Source organism: Clostridium sp. AF27-5AA (genome assembly GCF_003478415.1).
Classification (GTDB): domain Bacteria; phylum Bacillota; class Clostridia; order Lachnospirales; family Lachnospiraceae; genus Otoolea; species Otoolea fessa.
Window position 1 is genome coordinate 47,070 of record NZ_QUFH01000014.1, and the last position, 17,373, is coordinate 64,442.

At 50.8% G+C, this 17,373-nt stretch carries 14 protein-coding genes and 1 tRNA gene; 13 read left to right on the forward strand and 2 right to left on the reverse strand.

Going from position 1 to position 17,373, the window contains the following annotated elements; all coding sequences use genetic code 11:
• The first annotated feature begins 294 nt into the window (after positions 1-294).
• Positions 295-744 (forward strand): PaaI family thioesterase, encoded by a 450-nt coding sequence (locus DWY89_RS12665; protein ID WP_181357243.1) that lies wholly within the window; start codon positions 295-297, stop codon positions 742-744.
• Between the two features lie 15 nt (positions 745-759).
• On the opposite strand, the gene DWY89_RS12670 is transcribed toward DWY89_RS12665, so the two are convergent.
• Entirely contained in the window at positions 760-1,572 is an 813-nt protein-coding gene (locus DWY89_RS12670; RefSeq protein ID WP_118524727.1) for an MBL fold metallo-hydrolase, read from the reverse strand.
• A 232-nt stretch (positions 1,573-1,804) separates the two neighbouring features.
• Here DWY89_RS12670 and DWY89_RS12675 point away from each other — a divergent pair, with 232 nt between their 5' ends.
• Together DWY89_RS12675 and DWY89_RS12680 are read left to right on the forward strand one after the other, a co-directional pair.
• Positions 1,805-3,742 carry a fructose-1,6-bisphosphatase gene (locus tag DWY89_RS12675; protein ID WP_118472935.1) on the forward strand — a complete coding sequence of 646 codons (1,938 nt, stop codon included), beginning with the start codon at positions 1,805-1,807 and terminating at the stop codon, positions 3,740-3,742.
• A 90-nt stretch (positions 3,743-3,832) separates the two neighbouring features.
• Positions 3,833-4,333, forward strand: a complete 501-nt coding sequence (locus tag DWY89_RS12680) for a DUF1700 domain-containing protein (protein WP_118524728.1) — start codon at positions 3,833-3,835, stop codon at positions 4,331-4,333.
• 183 nt (positions 4,334-4,516) lie between these two features.
• Here DWY89_RS12680 and DWY89_RS12685 read toward each other — a convergent pair.
• Positions 4,517-4,589, reverse strand: a tRNA-Gln gene (locus DWY89_RS12685).
• A 283-nt stretch (positions 4,590-4,872) separates the two neighbouring features.
• On the opposite strand from DWY89_RS12685, the gene DWY89_RS12690 reads away from it, so the two are divergent.
• The 10 genes from DWY89_RS12690 to mfd all read left to right on the forward strand — a co-directional run bounded on the left by DWY89_RS12690 (position 4,873) and on the right by mfd (position 17,257).
• Positions 4,873-5,589: an acyl-ACP thioesterase domain-containing protein gene (locus DWY89_RS12690; protein WP_118524738.1), complete on the forward strand. Its 717-nt coding sequence runs from the start codon at positions 4,873-4,875 to the stop codon at positions 5,587-5,589.
• A gap of 134 nt (positions 5,590-5,723) precedes the next feature.
• On the forward strand, positions 5,724-6,557 hold the full coding sequence (locus DWY89_RS12695) for a S1-like domain-containing RNA-binding protein (protein WP_118524739.1): 834 nt from the start codon (positions 5,724-5,726) through the stop codon (positions 6,555-6,557).
• A gap of 21 nt (positions 6,558-6,578) precedes the next feature.
• The gene (locus DWY89_RS12700; RefSeq protein WP_117796020.1) at positions 6,579-6,953 is read left to right on the forward strand and encodes a RidA family protein; all 375 of its coding nucleotides are present in this window, start codon (positions 6,579-6,581) and stop codon (positions 6,951-6,953) included.
• Positions 6,954-7,246: 293 nt separating this feature from the next.
• Positions 7,247-8,335: a helix-turn-helix domain-containing protein gene (locus DWY89_RS12705; RefSeq protein WP_107001479.1), complete on the forward strand. Its 1,089-nt coding sequence runs from the start codon at positions 7,247-7,249 to the stop codon at positions 8,333-8,335.
• A gap of 79 nt (positions 8,336-8,414) precedes the next feature.
• Positions 8,415-9,098 (forward strand): cell division ATP-binding protein FtsE, encoded by a 684-nt coding sequence (gene ftsE, locus DWY89_RS12710; protein ID WP_118524729.1) that lies wholly within the window; start codon positions 8,415-8,417, stop codon positions 9,096-9,098.
• Entirely contained in the window at positions 9,088-9,996 is a 909-nt protein-coding gene (gene ftsX / locus DWY89_RS12715) for a permease-like cell division protein FtsX (protein ID WP_118524730.1), read from the forward strand. Before ftsE ends, ftsX begins: the two co-directional genes overlap by 11 nt.
• A gap of 67 nt (positions 9,997-10,063) precedes the next feature.
• Positions 10,064-11,341, forward strand: coding sequence for a peptidoglycan DD-metalloendopeptidase family protein (locus DWY89_RS12720; RefSeq protein WP_333491454.1), 1,278 nt, complete (start codon positions 10,064-10,066; stop codon positions 11,339-11,341).
• 250 nt (positions 11,342-11,591) lie between these two features.
• Positions 11,592-12,860: a S41 family peptidase gene (locus DWY89_RS12725; protein ID WP_118524731.1), complete on the forward strand. Its 1,269-nt coding sequence runs from the start codon at positions 11,592-11,594 to the stop codon at positions 12,858-12,860.
• Between the two features lie 240 nt (positions 12,861-13,100).
• Positions 13,101-13,730 carry an aminoacyl-tRNA hydrolase gene (gene pth / locus DWY89_RS12730; RefSeq protein WP_022359889.1) on the forward strand — a complete coding sequence of 210 codons (630 nt, stop codon included), beginning with the start codon at positions 13,101-13,103 and terminating at the stop codon, positions 13,728-13,730.
• A complete protein-coding gene (gene mfd, locus DWY89_RS12735; protein WP_118524732.1) occupies positions 13,727-17,257 on the forward strand; it encodes a transcription-repair coupling factor in 3,531 nt (1,176 codons plus the stop codon). Before pth ends, mfd begins: the two co-directional genes overlap by 4 nt.
• Positions 17,258-17,373 lie beyond the last annotated feature (116 nt).

Below are 17,373 nucleotides of genomic sequence, written 5' to 3' on the forward strand. Positions count from 1 at the left end.
GCCACGGCAAATTCCGTTAGTGGGCACGTATGCGTGAACAATAACATTTTTGCAATCTGATAAGATTGTATGAGAGGATGGGAGGAAGTATGAGTCATCTTTGGAAAAATATGAGAAAAAGCGTTTGAGACGAGGAAAAAGGATGGGCTGATTCAGGCAAACAGATTATACAAACAGATTATATCAGAGAGAAAAGTGATAGAAAAAATAGAAGAAAATAATAGAAGAAAATAATAGATGACCTGCAGAGAAATAAAAAAGAGAGTAAATCATATATACAAGGAGGTACATGAAATGGAAAAGAAGGAAGAAAAGAAAAAGCCGTCCGGCTCATTCTCAGAAGTCTGGGAGAAGCGCGGACAGGAGACGGATGCAGCCAATGATTTCCGGAAGAAAATCGAGATGGAGATTACCGAGGCACGCCCGGGCTATGCAGTTGGAGAGATTGTATTGAAACCGTGGCATATGAATATCTTAGGTATCGTGCACGGCGGCGTCCTGTATTCATTGGCGGATACCGTGGGCGGCACCGCAGCGATGACTGGGCGCGACTACGCAGTCCCGACCGTGGATGGCACGATCCATTATCTGAAAGCTGGAAAAAACACATCCAAAATCATCGCCCGGGCGCAGGAAATACAGAATGGTTATGCATTTTCGGTGTGCGAATGCAAGATTTATGATGATAAGGAGACGCTGCTGGCGTCGGCGACGATGACGTATTATCATTTGAGGAAGAGGTAGAGCTGCAAGATACAATCACAGCTCTATCACACTCCCATCCTCCGGTACCAGCAAATCCCCATGATAATAGGCTTCCCCTTCAGCGCGGTACAAAGCAGCGCGTTCCGGATAAGTCTTATCTTCAGTGTGCCACAGAATCAAATGCCGCGCACCGAGGCGTTCGGCGAGTTCGCAGGCATCTTTGACGGTGCTGTGGTGTTTTTCATAAGGGGAGAAGATTTCCCGGTCGCGGTAGAGGCAGAAGGCTTCGTGGAAAAGCCAGTCGGCGCCTTTGGCAAATTCTTCGCAGAGCGGGTTCAGCGGTTCGTCGCCCGGGCAGCAGACGATCTTGCCGTCCGGCAGCACAGCGCGGAAGCCGAACTGGCGCGCCTTGGTCGAATGAATGTCAAAGAAGGTGATCTCCATATCGAGAATCTGCCGGGTTTCTCGGTCAGAAATCGGGATGAGCTGGATCGGATCGCCGATCAGGTCGCAGAATTTCTTCTGGAGTGTCAGGCGGCAGAAGGTCTGAATCGTGTCGATCAGGCCGTCGTGGCAGTAAATATGAAAAATTCCCTCATAATTTCCCTTTTTGATGGCAGTGCCAATCATCCGGATCATCCAGATCACGCCGAGAATGTGGTCGGTGTGTTCGTGTGTCACGAAGAGATGATGGATGCGGTTTAATGGAACCTGCATTTCTTCCAGAATCCGCAGGATGCCATTGCCGCCGCCGGCGTCTGTCATGAAATATTCCTCGCCGGAGCGGATGGCGAAGCAGGTATTATAATAACGTGTCATCGTGGCGTTGCCGGTGCCAAACACGTAGAGAGTGTGTGTTTGCGTCATGAATGTTCCTCCTGTATTTATGTATGGAAAAAAATGTTTCTGTTCACGGGTAGGCACTTTAGGAACTGAAAGTGCCGAAAATATATTTTGACCCTGATCTGAATCTATGCTACTATAAATCTATCAAAAAGGCAAATGCAATGTAGATAATGTGCTGTTTACCCAAAGCGAGCGCGACGATAACGAGTCACGACAATATCCGGGCAGACAGCGCAGTTTGGGAGCTGATAACATGAGGGATTTAGCATATTTGAAGCTGCTTTCGCGGGAGTATCCGAATATCCGGGCGGCGGCGAGTGATATTATTAATTTACAGGCAATCTGTGGACTTCCGAAGGGCACGGAATATTTTTTCAGTGACCTGCACGGTGAGCATGAGGCGTTTATTTATCTGCTCCGCAGTTCGTCGGGTATTATCCGGGAGAAGATCCGCGAGACATTTGGACATATTATTTCGGAGGAGGACGAGGTACGGCTGGCGAACCTTATCTATTATCCGGAAAAAATGATCAATCAGATCAAACAGGCGAACGAATACACGGAGGACTGGCAGAAGACGGCGGTCTACCGTCTGGTGCAGATCTGCCGGGAGGTTTCGTCGAAATACACCCGTTCCAAGGTAAGAAAAAAGATGCCGAGGGAATTTTCGGGTGTGATCGATGAGCTTTTATATGTCGATAATACCGATGACAATAAGACGGAGTATTACAGCGAACTTATCAATACCCTGATTGACGTCCGGGTGGCGGACAGCTTTATTGTCGTGATCTGCAGCCTGATCCGGAGTCTGACGATCGATAATCTTCATATCCTGGGCGATATATTTGACCGTGGTCCGAGACCGGATATCATTCTGGAGGAACTGATGCATTTCCATGATGTGGATATCCAGTGGGGCAATCATGATATTTCGTGGATGGGCGCGGCGACGGGCAACCGGGCGTGTATCTGCAATGTTTTGCGTATGGCGCTCGGTTACAATGGATTTGATGTATTGGAGGACGGCTACGGAATTAACCTGCGCCCGCTGTCGATGTTTGCGGAGCGCGTGTACCGGGACGATCCGTGTACCTGTTTTCTGCCGCAGATTCTTGACAAAAATATTTACGACGCAGTGGATCCGAAGCTGGCGGCGAAGATGCACAAGGCGATCGCGGTGTTACAATATAAGGAAGAGGGGCAGATCATCAAGCGCCATCCGGAGTACGGGATGGAAGAGCGGATACTTCTGTCAGCGATTCGTTATGACCGCGGCACGGTCACGATCGATGGAAAAGAGTATCCGATGCGCGACATGAATTTCCCGACGGTGGATCCGGCGGATCCGCTGCGGCTGACGGACGAAGAGGAAGAGCTGCTTCACACGCTGGAGCTGTCGTTCCGCCACAATGCGCGGCTGCATGAGCATGTCCGTTTCCTATATTCCAACGGAAGCATGTATAAATGCTGCAATTCCAACCTGCTCTATCACGGCTGTATCCCGATGACGGAGAATCGGGAATTTGACGGTCTGATGGTGGGCGGCAAGATGTACCGCGGCAAGGAATTGATGGATTTTATTGACACACAGGTTAAAAATGCCTATTTTCTTCCAGAGGACGCGCCGGAGAAGGAGGCGTGCCGCGATTTTATGTGGTATCTGTGGAATGGTGCGAAATCACCGGTATTTGGAAAGGACAAAAACCGCAGCTTTGAGCATTATTTCATCGAGGATCCGGAAGTGATGAGAGAGACGATGAACCCGTATTACCAGCTCAGTGAGGAAGAAGAGACCTGCGATATGATTTTGAAGGAATTTGGACTTCCGACGAAGGGCTCGCATATCATCAACGGGCATATGCCGGTGAAGATTAAGAGTGGAGAGACACCGATCCGGGCTGGCGGCAAGCTCTTCATCATTGACGGCGGGCTGTCGAAAGCCTACCAGGAGCGGACGGGAATCGCCGGATATACGTTGATTTTCAATTCGCACCATCTCGCGCTTGCGGAACACAAGCCATTTGACCCGGAGCGCGAGCGGACGCCGAAGGTATATATTGTGGAGAAAATGCAGAAGCGCATCACAGTGGCGGATACCGATGAGGGCAAGGAGCTGGCGGGCCGCATCGAGGATCTGAAAGAGCTCTTGAAAGCGTACCGGAGCGGACTTTTGAAAGAGCGCATACGCTGAGGCAGTTGAAAGGGACGGGAACTGGAAGCTTGTTTCTTTCGGCTGGGTGAAACGGGAGAAACGGGACGGTTTGAGGAATAAGGAGACAAGATGAGAAAGACAGAGTTTTTACAGGAGCTTCGGGAGGCGCTGGACGGCGAGGTTTCGGTTTCAGTCATTCAGAGCAACATAAGCTATTACGATCAGTATATCAGCCAGGAGGCGGCGAAAGGGCGCAGGGAGGAAGAAGTGATCGAGGAGATCGGCAGCCCACGCCTGATTGCGAAAACCATTATCGACAGCAGCGAGGGCGCCGGGGAGACCGGCCAGGGCGGTTCGTACACTTCGGGAGACGCTGCCGGGAGCGGGCGCACAGCGTCCTCCTACAACGGCGGTTTTTCGGAGCGGGACGACAGCGGTCTGCCGCCGAACTTCCATTACATCGATTTGAACAAATGGTACTGGAAGGTGATTCTCAGCGTGGTGGTTATCGCGATCCTATTTGTGCTGTTTGCACTGGTCGGAGGTATTTTCACCATCCTGATTCATCTGGCGGGGCCGATTCTTCTGATTTGGCTGATCTATACAGTTATTAAGAGTATTTGGAAATAGAAAAGAACCCCTGCCGCCGGCTGTGAGGGATGACCGGAGCGGGGGTTCTTTTCTTTTTTTTTCGCAAACATATGGAGGTTTATTGAGTTGAAAAATGTTGTATTATGGAACATTTCAGAGGGAGTTTCCATAATACAAAAAAAGCACTTGTCATGCCGTCTTTGGCAAACAAATGCTTTTTAGCTGGGCTACAAGGATTCGAACCTTGAAAATGACGGAGTCAGAGTCCGTTGCCTTACCATTTGGCGATAGCCCAATGAATTGAACGATTTGTATTATACTGTAAGGAAACAGATTCGTCAACTACTTTTTTCGCTTTTTTGATAATTTTTTTTGTTTGGGCGGCTGCTGTGGCAGAAACCGCGCCATGCGTCCGGCAAATTCTGCAATATTCTGGGTCTGTAAGTAGACAACGTGGTTCGAATCGGATATAATGAGTTTCATGACAGAATGTTAAGGCAGTATAGGACGAAACGGCAGATGGCGGATGTGCGGAGATGGTGCGGAGAGCCGGAAGCCGGAAAGGAAAAGAGAGCGATATGTATACATTTGACAGCCGGGTCCGGTACAGTGAGACGGATGAAGAGGGAAATCTTTCTGTGGTGGGAATCATGAATTATCTTCAGGATTGTTCGACGTTCCAGTCGGAGGATCTGAAACTCGGGATTTCCTATCTGAATGAGGAAAAACGGGCGTGGTGGCTGAGCGGATGGCAGATAGAGATTCTCAGACAGCCGCATTTTGGCGAGCGGATCCGTATTTCGACCTGGCCGTATGGGTTTAAGGGAATCTATGGCTACCGGAATTTCACGATCGAGGATGAGATGGGAAACCCGCTGGTGCGGGCAGATTCGACCTGGTTTTACTACGATCTGGAAAAAGGATGCCCGGTGCGGGTGCCGGAAAGCCAGTTGGAGGGCTACCAGATTGAAGATAAACCGCTTGCAATGCCGCCAGCGCCGAAGAAAATCCGCCTGCCTGAGACGTATGAGACGGAGGCGCCGGTCACGGTGGAACGCCATCATCTCGATACGAACCGGCACGTGAACAATGCACAGTATGTGGCGATTGCGCGTGAATTGCTGCCTGTGGACTTTGCACTCGGAGAACTGCGGGTGGAGTACCGGAAGGCGGCAGTGCTTGGGGATGTGATGTACCCGAAGCTGGCGCAGGTGCCGGAAGGATACGTGGTATCGCTGCAGGATGCGGAAGGTCAGGTGTATGCGAATTTGTGGCTGGCAAGGACTGGTTTGTAAAGAGTTTGTATGTAGCAGTGAAGAAACTGAATCATTGTAGCCGAAGAAAGATTCGGCGTGGATTGTCTGCCAGTGAATGAAAAATGCAACCGTTAAATAAAAAAGAGATCGGCAGAAAAGAGAGGACGAATGACATGATTGAACTGGGAAGAGTACAGGAACTGATGGTAGTGCGGGAGAAAAACTTCGGCGTGTATCTGGGACAGAAGAAAGATGACGCGGCGGCGGTCCTGCTTCCGAAGAAACAGGTGCCGGAGGGCACAAAAGTGGGCGATAAGCTCAAGGTATTTATTTATAAAGATTCCGAGGATCGCCTGATTGCGACGACCTCGATGCCGAAGCTGGAACTGGGCGGGACGGCGGTTTTGAAGGTCAAGGATGTATCGAAGATCGGCGCCTTTCTCGATATGGGGCTGGAAAAAGATCTGCTGCTCCCGTTTAAAGAGCAGGTATATCCGGTTCGCGCCGGGGAAGAGTGCCTGGTAGCGCTGTATATCGATAAGAGTGGTCGTCTGGCGGCGACGATGAAGGTATATTCGTATCTTTGCAGCGATGCACCGTACAGGAAGGACGAGTGGACCGAGGGGCGAGTCTATGAGATCAATGAAAATCTGGGCGTGTTCGTGGCAGTGGCAGACCACTATTTCGGTCTGATTCCGAACCGTGAGCTGTATGGAAAATGCCGCCTGGGCGAGGTTTTAAAGGTACGTGTGACGAAGGTGCGCGAGGATGGAAAACTGGATTTGAGCCTGCGCGAGGTGGCGTACCGTCAGATGAATGCGGATGCTGAGGCGGTGCTGGCACGTCTGAAAGAAAAAAACGGCGTTCTTCCGTTCAATGACCGCGTGGAGCCGGAGATTATCCGCCGCGAATTTAATTTAAGCAAAAACGCGTTCAAGCGTGCGGTTGGACACCTTTTAAAAGAAGGAAGAGTAGAAGTAAACGAAGATTCTATCCGTTTAAAATAAAAGACAAAGGAGAGATTTGACATGAAGAAAGTGATCAGCACAACCAATGCACCGGCAGCGATCGGTCCGTATTCCCAGGCAATCGAGGTAAATGGAATGGTATTTGCATCCGGTCAGATTCCGGTCAATCCGGCAAACGGCGAGATCCCGGAGGGAATCGAGGCTCAGGCAGAGCAGGTTTTAACCAATGTAAAGAATCTTCTGGCAGCAGCAGGCGCTTCCATGGAGCAGGTTGTAAAGACCACCGTATTTATCCAGAACATGGATGATTTCGGAAAGGTAAATGAAATCTATGCGAAATATTTCGAGGGCGCATGCCCGGCACGTTCCTGCGTCGAGGTATCTAAGCTTCCGAAGGGTGTACTGATGGAGATGGAAGCGATCGCAGCAAAATAAGAATGAATCGCATATTTGGAAAATTTCGCCGGAAAAACAAGCTCCAGTTTGTGAAAATCCCGGCGTGTGAGGGCAAAATGACGAAAAAATTCACTTTTTTTCGTCCGCCCTCTTTTTTTTTTCGTCACTTTGCTTTAAAATAGAGAGAAAGATCCGTCCAAGATTCAGAGAGAAAACGGTTATGGTCCACAGGCACAGATTGCCGGAGGGGTAACAAACGGGTTTGGGGGATGACAGGTTGGAAGACCCGGAAACACAGCTGGACGGAGGATAAAAGAAAAGGAGAGAGGAATATGATTTCGAACCAGATACTCCAGACAAACATCGAGGGGTTAAAGGGAATTACGCGTGTCGATCTCTGTATCTGTGATACGGAAGGCAAGGTGCTGGCATCCACATTTACTGGCGCTGAAGAATATGAGAGTGCAATTCTGGCTTTCGTAGACTCTCCGGCGGACAGTCAGGTGATACAGGGATATCAGTTTTTCAAGGTGTTTGACGATCACCAGTTAGAATATATACTTCTTGCCAAGGGCGGAAGCGACGACGTATACATGGTCGGCAAGATGGCGGCATTTCAGGTTCAGAACCTCCTGGTAGCTTACAAGGAGCGCTTTGACAAGGACAATTTTATCAAGAACCTGCTGCTTGACAACCTGCTTCTGGTTGACATTTATAACCGTGCGAAGAAGCTGCACATCGAGACGAACGTCAAGCGGATCGTATTTATCATCGAGACGCAGCATGAGAAGGATGTGAATGCGCTTGAGACCGTCCGCAGCCTGTTCTCGACCAAGACGAAGGATTTCATCACAGCAGTGGATGAGAAGAACATTATTCTGGTCAAGGAAGTGAAGCCGGGCGAGACTTACGACGATCTGGAAAAGACAGCCACATCGATCGTAGATATGCTCAATACCGAGTCCCTGACGCGTGTCAGCGTGGCATTCGGTACGATTGTCAACGAGATCAAGGACGTATCGCGTTCTTATAAAGAGGCGAAGATGGCGCTGGATGTAGGAAAGATTTTCTACAGCAGCAAAAATGTGGTCGCATACAGCAAGCTGGGAATCGGACGTCTGATCTATCAGCTGCCGCTGCCGTTGTGCCGGATGTTTATCAAGGAAATTTTTGATGGCAAATCGCCGGATGAGTTTGATGAGGAGACTCTTACGACAATCAACAAGTTCTTCGAGAACAGCCTGAACGTATCAGAGACTTCCCGACAGCTTTACATCCACCGCAACACACTGGTATACCGTCTGGATAAGCTCCAGAAGAGCACGGGATTGGATCTGCGGGTATTTGAGGATGCGATCACATTTAAGATTGCCCTGATGGTTGTAAAATATATGAAATACATGGAAAACCTGGATTATTAAGCCAAATTGCTGTGGCGGGGAGGAAGATTGCCTTTGCCGCAGCAATTTCATTTGGAGAATTGAAAAAGAGGATTTACGCATGATAGAGGTTAAAAATCTCACCAAGACGTACAAGACGGGGAATAAAGCCTTAAAGGGAATCAATATTCAGATTCAGGACGGCGAGTTTGTTTTCATCATGGGACGAAGCGGTTCCGGCAAATCGACGCTTTTAAAGCTTCTTTTGAAGGAGCTGGAGCCGACTTCCGGCCAGATTATCGTCAACGATATGGATCTGGAAAAGATGCCGAGACGCTACATTCCGAAGTACCGCAGACGGCTGGGAATGGTGTTTCAGGATTTCCGTCTGATGAAGGATAAAACAGTATATGAAAATGTCGCGTTTGCACAGCGGGTCATCGGCGTGTCGTCCCGTGAGATCAAGAAAAATGTGCCGGAAATGCTCCGGCTGGTAGGGCTTTCTTCAAAATATAAAGCATACCCGAACCAGCTCTCGGGCGGTGAGCAGCAGCGTGTTGCGATTGCCCGTGCGCTGATCAACTCGCCGGAGATACTTCTGGCGGACGAGCCGACGGGAAACCTGGATGTACATAATTCCATGGAGATCATGGAGCTTCTGGAGGAGATAAACCGGCGCGGGACGACGGTGCTTGTGGTAACACACAGCCGGGAGATCGTAGCAGAGATGGGAAAACGTGTGATCACGCTGACGCGCGGCGTGCTGACGGGAGATCAAAAAGGCGGTATCTGGCATGAAAATTAGTACATTGATTTACTGCACCAAGGAGGGCATGCGTAATATCATCCGGAATATCTGGTTTTCACTGGCGTCGGTGGCGATTATTTCGGCATGTATTTTCCTGTTCTGTATGTTTTTTGGCTTGATTGCCAATGTACAGTATATGGTGCGGAATGCAGAATCTACAGTAGGAATCACGATTTTCTTCAATGAAGATATAAGTGAGGATGATATACAGAAAATCGGGGATGAGATACGCGCCCGCGATGAGGTCAAGGAAGCAAAGTATGTTTCTGCCGAGGAGGCATGGGAGAGCTTTAAGAAAGAATATTTTAAGGGAGTCGAGGATCTGGCAGAGGGATTTGCGGATGACAACCCGTTAGCCGGTTCGGCGTCCTATGAGATCTATTTGAAAGACATTGACATGCAGGATGACATGGTTGCATGGCTTGGCACGGTGCAGGGGATCCGGAAGATCAATTATTCGAGCGATACGGCGTCCGGGCTTTCGAGCTTCAACAAGATGCTGGGACTTTTGTCGGCGGTGATCATCGCTATTCTGCTGGCAGTTGCTATCTTCCTTATCAGCAATACGATCACGACGGCAGCTGCATTTAGACGGGAGGAAAACCGGATCATGCGCCTGATCGGTGCGACGAATTTCATGATCCGTGCGCCGTTCGTTGTACAGGGTGTGATGATCGGTCTGGTTGGCGCGCTGATTCCGCTGGCGATCACGTATTTTCTGTACCGCCAGGCGGTTGTATATATGATGGAACGGTTTGATATCTTGTCGAACCTGATTGAATTTATCCCGATTCAGACCATTTTCCCGAGCATGGTAGCCGTGGCGATGGCGCTGGGCGTGGGAATCGGTTTTGTCGGAAGTTTCTTTACGATCCGCAGACATTTAAAGGTGTAAGAAACATTGGCGGCTGCTGTGGGAGAATGCGGCGGCAGCGGGAATTTGCGGTAAAAAGGATGAGAACATGAAAAAACAGGGATTGAAAATGCGTGCGGCTCTGTTTCTTGTGACGGCGGCGCTGGCGTCTTCTACCGTGCTGACTCCGGTGGCGGCAGCGACGAAAAAGGATGTAAGCAGTGCCAAGGATAAGAAAAGCACCCTGGAACAGGAGAAAAAGAAAACCGAGGAGGCGATCAAAAGCCTTCAGGGGCTGAAAAGTAACACCGAGAGCTATGTCAAGGAGCTGGACACAAAGATGAATGATCTGCAGTCGCAGGTCACGAAGCTGGAAAATAATATTTCCAGCAAGCAGAAAAGCATCGATGAGACGGCGGTAAAGCTGGAGGAAGCGCAGAAAACCGAAGAAAAGCAGTATGCTTCGATGAAAATGCGTATCAAATATATGTATGAGAAGGGCGACAGCAGCTACTTAAATCTGCTTCTGGAAGCCCGTTCGCTCTCGGAGCTTTTAAACCGGGCAGAGTATGTTTCAAAGATTTCGGAATATGACCGGAAGATGCTCGACCAGTATGTGGCAACGAAGGAGTCCATCGCGGACAGCAAAAAAAAGCTGGAGACGGAGAAAGCGGAGCTGCAGGACATGAAGACGCAGACGGAGGCAAAGCAGGATTCGGTCCAGCTTCTCCTGAATGAGAAAAATAAAGAGCTTCAGAACGTCAACGCGCAGATCGGCGAGAAATCAGCGCAGGCGAAAGCGTATGAGGACGATATCAAGGCGCAGGAAGCCAAGATCGCGCAGATGGAGGCGGAGATTAAGAAGAAGGAAGCGGAAGAGGCGGCGAAAAAAGCGGCGGAGGAAGCAGCCAGAAAAGCCGCAGCAGCGGGAAAGACGAATAATTCGACCGGGAAAGGGAATACTGGCAGTACGACTACCACTTCGACGGGAGGTTCTTCGCTGCGCTGGCCGTGCCCTGCAAGCGGACGCATTACATCTGGATACGGAAACCGTAAATCACCGACGGCGGGCGCGTCCTCGAACCATAAGGGCATTGATATCAGCGCTTCGACCGGCAGCAGCATCGTGGCAGCCGCCGGAGGAACGGTTTCGATTGCAACTTACAGCTATTCGGCTGGAAATTATGTTGTGCTCAACCATGGAAATGGGCTTTCAACCGTGTATATGCACTGTTCCCAGCTTCTGGTATCGGCGGGAGATACGGTAAAAGCCGGACAGACGATCGCGAAGGTAGGTTCGACCGGATATTCGACAGGTTCCCATCTGCATTTTGCAGTCCGCAAGAATGGAAGTTATGTAAATCCTTCGAACTATGTAAGTCCGTAGTTACTGTTCACGGGCAGGCACTTTTGGAACCGAAAATGCCGTAAGAAAATGTGATGGCTGAAAAAGATAAAATCCGGGTAACTGTTCAGTAGGTCTGCGCATTTACTGCGCTGACCGTACGAAAACATGGACCAGCAGGCAAAAATCCCATTGCCGTAGGCAATTTTTGATGGATTTTTGCGCGTGACTGTGAAGGTACTGAACAGTTACAAATCCGGAAGGAATAGACAGGAATCAGGAGGCATAAGAGATGGACAGTAAAAATAAATTCTGGCGCGGTGTGATGGTCGGTGTGCTGGTGACAGCACTGGTGTGTCTGATCACGGTCGGTGCTTCGGCGGGTATTTATATGTTTGGACGCCGTGTGATCGATAACCAGACACAGGTACAGGTGCAGACCGAGGGAACACCGTCGCAGGCACAGGAGCCGGTCAATTTTGAGAATGTCACGAAAAAGCTGGAGCAGATACAGGATATTATCGATAAAAAGTACCTGTTTGAGGAAAAGATTGATACATCCGAGGAGGAAGCCGGCATTTATCAGGGCTTTTTGAGTGGTTTAAATGATCCGTATGCGGTTTACTATACGCCGGACGAGCTGACAAGCTTCCTGGATGAGACAAATGGTTCTTACTGCGGCATCGGCGCTCTGGTATCCCAGAATGTCCAGACCGGCGTCAGCACGATCGTGCGCGTCTTTGAGGGCAGCCCGGCCGAGGAAGCAGGCATCCTTCCGGGTGATGCGCTTTATAAGGTAGATGGCACCGAGGTGATTGGCATGGATCTGTCGCTTTTGGTCAATAATTACGTCAAGGGCGAGGAAGGCAGCCAGCTGACGATCACGGTTTATCGTGAAAATAGCGGCGAGTACAAGGATATCACCCTGATCCGCCGACCGATCGATGTGCAGACGGTGTCAGGCAAGATGCTGGATGAAGAGATCGGATATATTTCCGTTGCGGAGTTTGACCGTGTGACTGCCGATCAGTTTAAATCCAAGATCGAGGAATTGCAGGGCGAGGGCATGAAGCGCCTGATCATCGATCTGCGGAACAACCCGGGCGGCGAGGTGACGACGGTTGTCTCAATGGCGGATTATATCCTGAAGGATGGCGGACGGATCCTGACCGTGGCAAATAAGAAGGGCACGGAGGAGACATACGACGCTGAGGATGGACACAGCCTGGAGATCCCGATGGTTGTGCTGGTAAATGGCAATTCCGCCAGCGCGTCGGAGGTATTTACCGGTGCGATGAAGGATTACGGCGTGGCGACGATCGTCGGAACGAAGACTTTCGGTAAAGGTATCGTGCAGACGCTGATGCCGCTTTCGGATGGAAGCGCGATTAAGCTGACGACCGACCATTATTATACGCCGAATGGAAATGATATCCATGGAAAAGGCATCGAGCCGGATCTCGAGGTGGAGCTGGATGAAGAGGCGGCGCAGGAAGTCGTGATTCCAGAGGAGAAGGATAATCAGCTGCAGAAGGCGGTTGAGGTTGTGAAAGGAAAGTAACTTCTTATTTACACGACCCCAAAACTTACGGCACTTTCGATTCCAAAAGTGCTTACCCGTGAACAGTAACTTTAAAAGTATCGAGAAAAAATAAGTGCGTTAGATCCTGAAACAGCTTGAAAAAGTGGCAGTTTCAGGATTTAACGCTTAAAGTCGTGTCTGTTTTGGCTTTTTGAGAAAGACGATGAGTGAAGAATCTGGTATTTTTGATACTATAGAAAAAGAGGGAGAAATAGAATTATGTATGTAATTGCAGGACTTGGAAATCCGGGAAGAGAATATGAGGGAACCCGCCACAATGTGGGATTTATGACGCTGGATGCGCTGGCGGACAAGTATAACATTGATGTCCGGGAGAAAGCATTTAAGGGACTGATCGGAAAAGGCGTGATCGAGGGAAATAAGGTCATTCTGGTAAAGCCGCAGACGTATATGAACCTGAGCGGCGAGTGCATCCGTCAGGTAATGGATTATTATAAGGTAGATCCATCGGAGTTTATCGTGATTTATGACGATATCAGCCTGGTTCCGGGCGGCATCCGGATCCGCAAAAAAGGCAGCGCGGGCGGCCACAATGGAATCAAAAATATCATCGCCCATCTGGGAACGCAGGAATTTCCACGCGTGCGGATCGGTGTGGGCGAGAAGCCGGCGCGCATGGATCTGGCAGATTATGTGCTGGGACATTTTCCGAAAGAGGAAGCCGAAACGATGACGACGGCGTTTAAGGACGGTGCGGCGGCAGTCGTGGATATGATGACAGAGGGCGTTGAGGCGGCGATGAACCATTTTAACGGCGCGGCGCGCGGGGAGAAGGAGAAGCTAGAGAAGCAGAAGGCGGAGAGGAAGGAGGAAGTCAAGACACAATGAGCGATTTATTTGCAAATCCGTTAGAGGAGATGATCGAGTTTCAGGATCTCAAGACGGATTTACAGCGCGGACAGGGACCGCTTCTTGTCACGGGATGCCTGGATTCGCAGAAGGTGCATCTGCTGTCCGAGCTTTCGGATCTGACGCCCTGGAAGCTGATTGTCACCTACGATGATTCGAGGGCGCGGGAGATCTGTGAGGATTACCGGTGCTTTGATACGGATATTTCGCTGTACCCGGCGAGGGATCTGCTGTTTTATACGTCGGATATCCACGGAAACCTGCTGACGAAACAGCGGATTCAGGTCATGCGGCGGGTCCTGGAGAGTTCCGGCGGCGTGGTGGTCACGACGATCGACGGGCTGATGGAACATCTGCTGCCGCTTGCGTGGATGAAAGAGCGGAGTCTCACGATCGGGGCAGAAGATGTGGTCGAGGTCGGGAAGCTGACGCACGCCCTGGCAGAAATGGGATATGAGAAGGTCGCGCAGGTTGAGGGATCAGGGCAGTTTTCGGTGCGCGGCGGTATCATTGACATTTTCCCGCTGACGGAGGAGGTGCCGTACCGGATCGAGCTGTGGGGCGACGAGGTCGATTCGATCCGTACCTTCGACCCAGAGAGCCAGCGATCGATCGAGCAGGTAGACGAGGCGGTGATCTATCCGGCGACGGAGATGGCGCTGACGCCGGAGCAGATTCAGGATGGAACCGAGGCGATCGAGAAAGACCGCAGGAAATACGTGAAAAAGCTCCGGGATGCCATGAAGACGGAAGAGGCGTACCGGATGGATTCGGCTGTCTCGGAGGTCTTAGAGGGGCTTCGCGAGGGCTTCCGGGTGCATGGGCTGGGAAGCTATATCCGGTATTTCTGCAAGGAAACGGTATCATTTTTAAACTATTTTCCAGTCGATGAGCTGACGATTTTCCTGGATGAGCCGCTGCGCTTGAAGGAAAAAGCAGAGACGACCGAGACGGAGTTCCGAGAGAGCATGTCGCACCGTCTCGAGGGCGGCTATCTGCTTCCGGGGCAGACTTCCTTCCTCTATTCGGCGAAGGAGACGCTGGCGATGGCAATGCGTCCGCGCACTCTTTTACTGCTGGGGCTGGATCAGAAGCTCTCCGGCATGACGGTTAAGAAAAAATACAGTCTGAGCGTTAAAAATGTCAATTCCTACCAGAATGGATTTGAGCTTTTAATCAGCGATCTGGCGCGCTGGAAGAAGGAAAAATACCGGGTGGTATTGCTGGCTGGTTCGCGGACGCGCGCGAGCCGTCTGGCGGGCGATCTGCGGGAGTATGATTTAAGCGCCTTCTGCCCGGATGAGGGCGAAAACACCGTGAAACCGGGTGAAATCCTGGTGACTTACGGAAAGCTGCATCGGGGATTTGAATATCCGCTGATTAAGTTTGTCGTGATCACAGAGGGAGACATGTTCGGCGGCGGACGGGGGCGGAAAAAGAAGAAAAAGACCTCCTACCAGGGTAAGAAAATCCAGAGCTTTTCCGAGCTTTCGATCGGCGATTATGTGGTGCATGAGAGCCACGGACTCGGCATTTACCGGGGCATTGAGAAGATCGAGCAGGACAAGGTCGTCAAGGATTACATCAAGATTGAGTACCGCGACGGCGGTAATCTCTACCTTCCGGCGACACGCCTGGAGGGAATCCAGAAATATGCCGGTTCGGATGCCAGGACGCCGAAGCTCAATAAACTGGGCGGAATGGAATGGAATAAGACGAAGAGCAAGGTGCGCGGTGCGGTCCGTGATATTGCAAAGGATCTCGTCGAGCTTTATGCGGCTCGCCAGCGGAGCGAGGGCTACCAGTATGGACCGGATACGGTCTGGCAGAGGGAGTTTGAGGAAATGTTCCCGTTTGAGGAGACGGAGGATCAGCTGGAGGCGATCGAGGCGACAAAAAAAGATATGGAAAGCCGCCGCATCATGGACCGCTTGATCTGCGGCGACGTTGGATATGGCAAGACAGAGATCGCGCTCCGGGCGGCGTTTAAGGCGATTCAGGAGGGCAAACAGGTCGTGTATCTGGTGCCGACCACGATTCTGGCGCAGCAGCATTACAATACCTTTGTGCAGCGAATGAAGGATTTCCCGGTCCGGGTCGATATGCTGTCGCGTTTCCGCACGGCGGGCGAGCAGAAAAAAACGCTGGAAGATCTGAAAAAAGGGCAGGTGGATGTCGTGATCGGAACGCACCGCGTCCTTTCTAAGGATGTTGTCTTTAAAAATCTGGGGCTTCTGATCATCGATGAGGAACAGCGCTTCGGTGTGGCACATAAGGAAAAGATCAAGAAACTAAAGGAAAATGTAGACGTTCTGACGCTGACGGCGACGCCGATTCCGCGTACCCTGCATATGAGTCTCATTGGCATCCGGGATATGAGCGTCCTGGAGGAACCGCCGGTGGACCGCCTGCCGATTCAGACCTACGTCATGGAGTACAACGACGAGATGGTGCGCGAGGCGATTCACAGGGAGCTGGCGCGGGGCGGACAGGTATATTATGTCTACAACCGTGTCAACAACATCGACGAGGTGGCAAACCATGTGGCGGCTCTGGTGCCGGAGGCAAACGTCGTGTTCGCCCACGGGCAGATGCACGAACATGAACTGGAAAAAATTATGCTGGATTTCGTCGAGGGCAATATCGACGTTCTGGTGTCCACGACCATCATTGAGACGGGACTGGACATTCCGAATGCGAACACGATCATCATCCACGACGCCGACCGGCTGGGGCTGTCGCAGCTCTACCAGATCCGCGGTCGCGTCGGACGTTCCGGGCGGACTTCGTATGCGTTTCTCATGTACCGGCGCGACAAGCTGCTGCGTGAGGAGGCGGAAAAACGTCTGCAGGCGATCCGTGAATTTACGGAGTTGGGAAGCGGTATCAAGATTGCGATGCGCGATCTGGAGCTGCGCGGCGCCGGAAATCTTCTGGGCGCGGAACAGCACGGTCACATGCAGGCGGTCGGTTATGACCTGTACTGCAAGCTCTTAAACGAGGCGGTGCTGGCACTTCGCGGTGAGAACGAAGCCGAGGACTTCGAGACGGTGGTGGACTGCGACATCGACGCGTATATTCCGCCGTCCTACATCCGCAATGAATATCAGAAACTCGACGTTTACAAGCGGATTTCCGGTATTGAGAACCAGGAAGAGTATATGGATATGCAGGATGAGCTGATCGACCGCTTTGGCGAGATTCCACGTTCGGTGGAGAACCTGTTAAAGATCGCCGATCTAAAAGCGCTTGCTCATCAGGCGGGTGTCGTGGAGGTCGATGTAAAGAAGCAGGATATCACGATTCAGATGTACCAGAAAGCCGATCTGGACGTCTCCGGCATTCCGGCGCTGATGGAGAAATATAAGGGCACGCTGACCTTCAGGACGGGTGATGTGCCGTCGTTCTATTACCGCGATGTGCGGCAGAAACATACGGACTGCGAGATGATGCTTGTGAAGGCGCGGGAGATTCTTTCCGGGCTCGCGGCGCTGGCGAAAGAGTAGTTTTTAATTGTGTAGAAAAGATTGAAAGTATATTTGAAATGAAAATATATTTTTAATATTGACATATATAATCAAAGATGATAATATATAATCAAATTAAAGCTTGTTTACTAAAT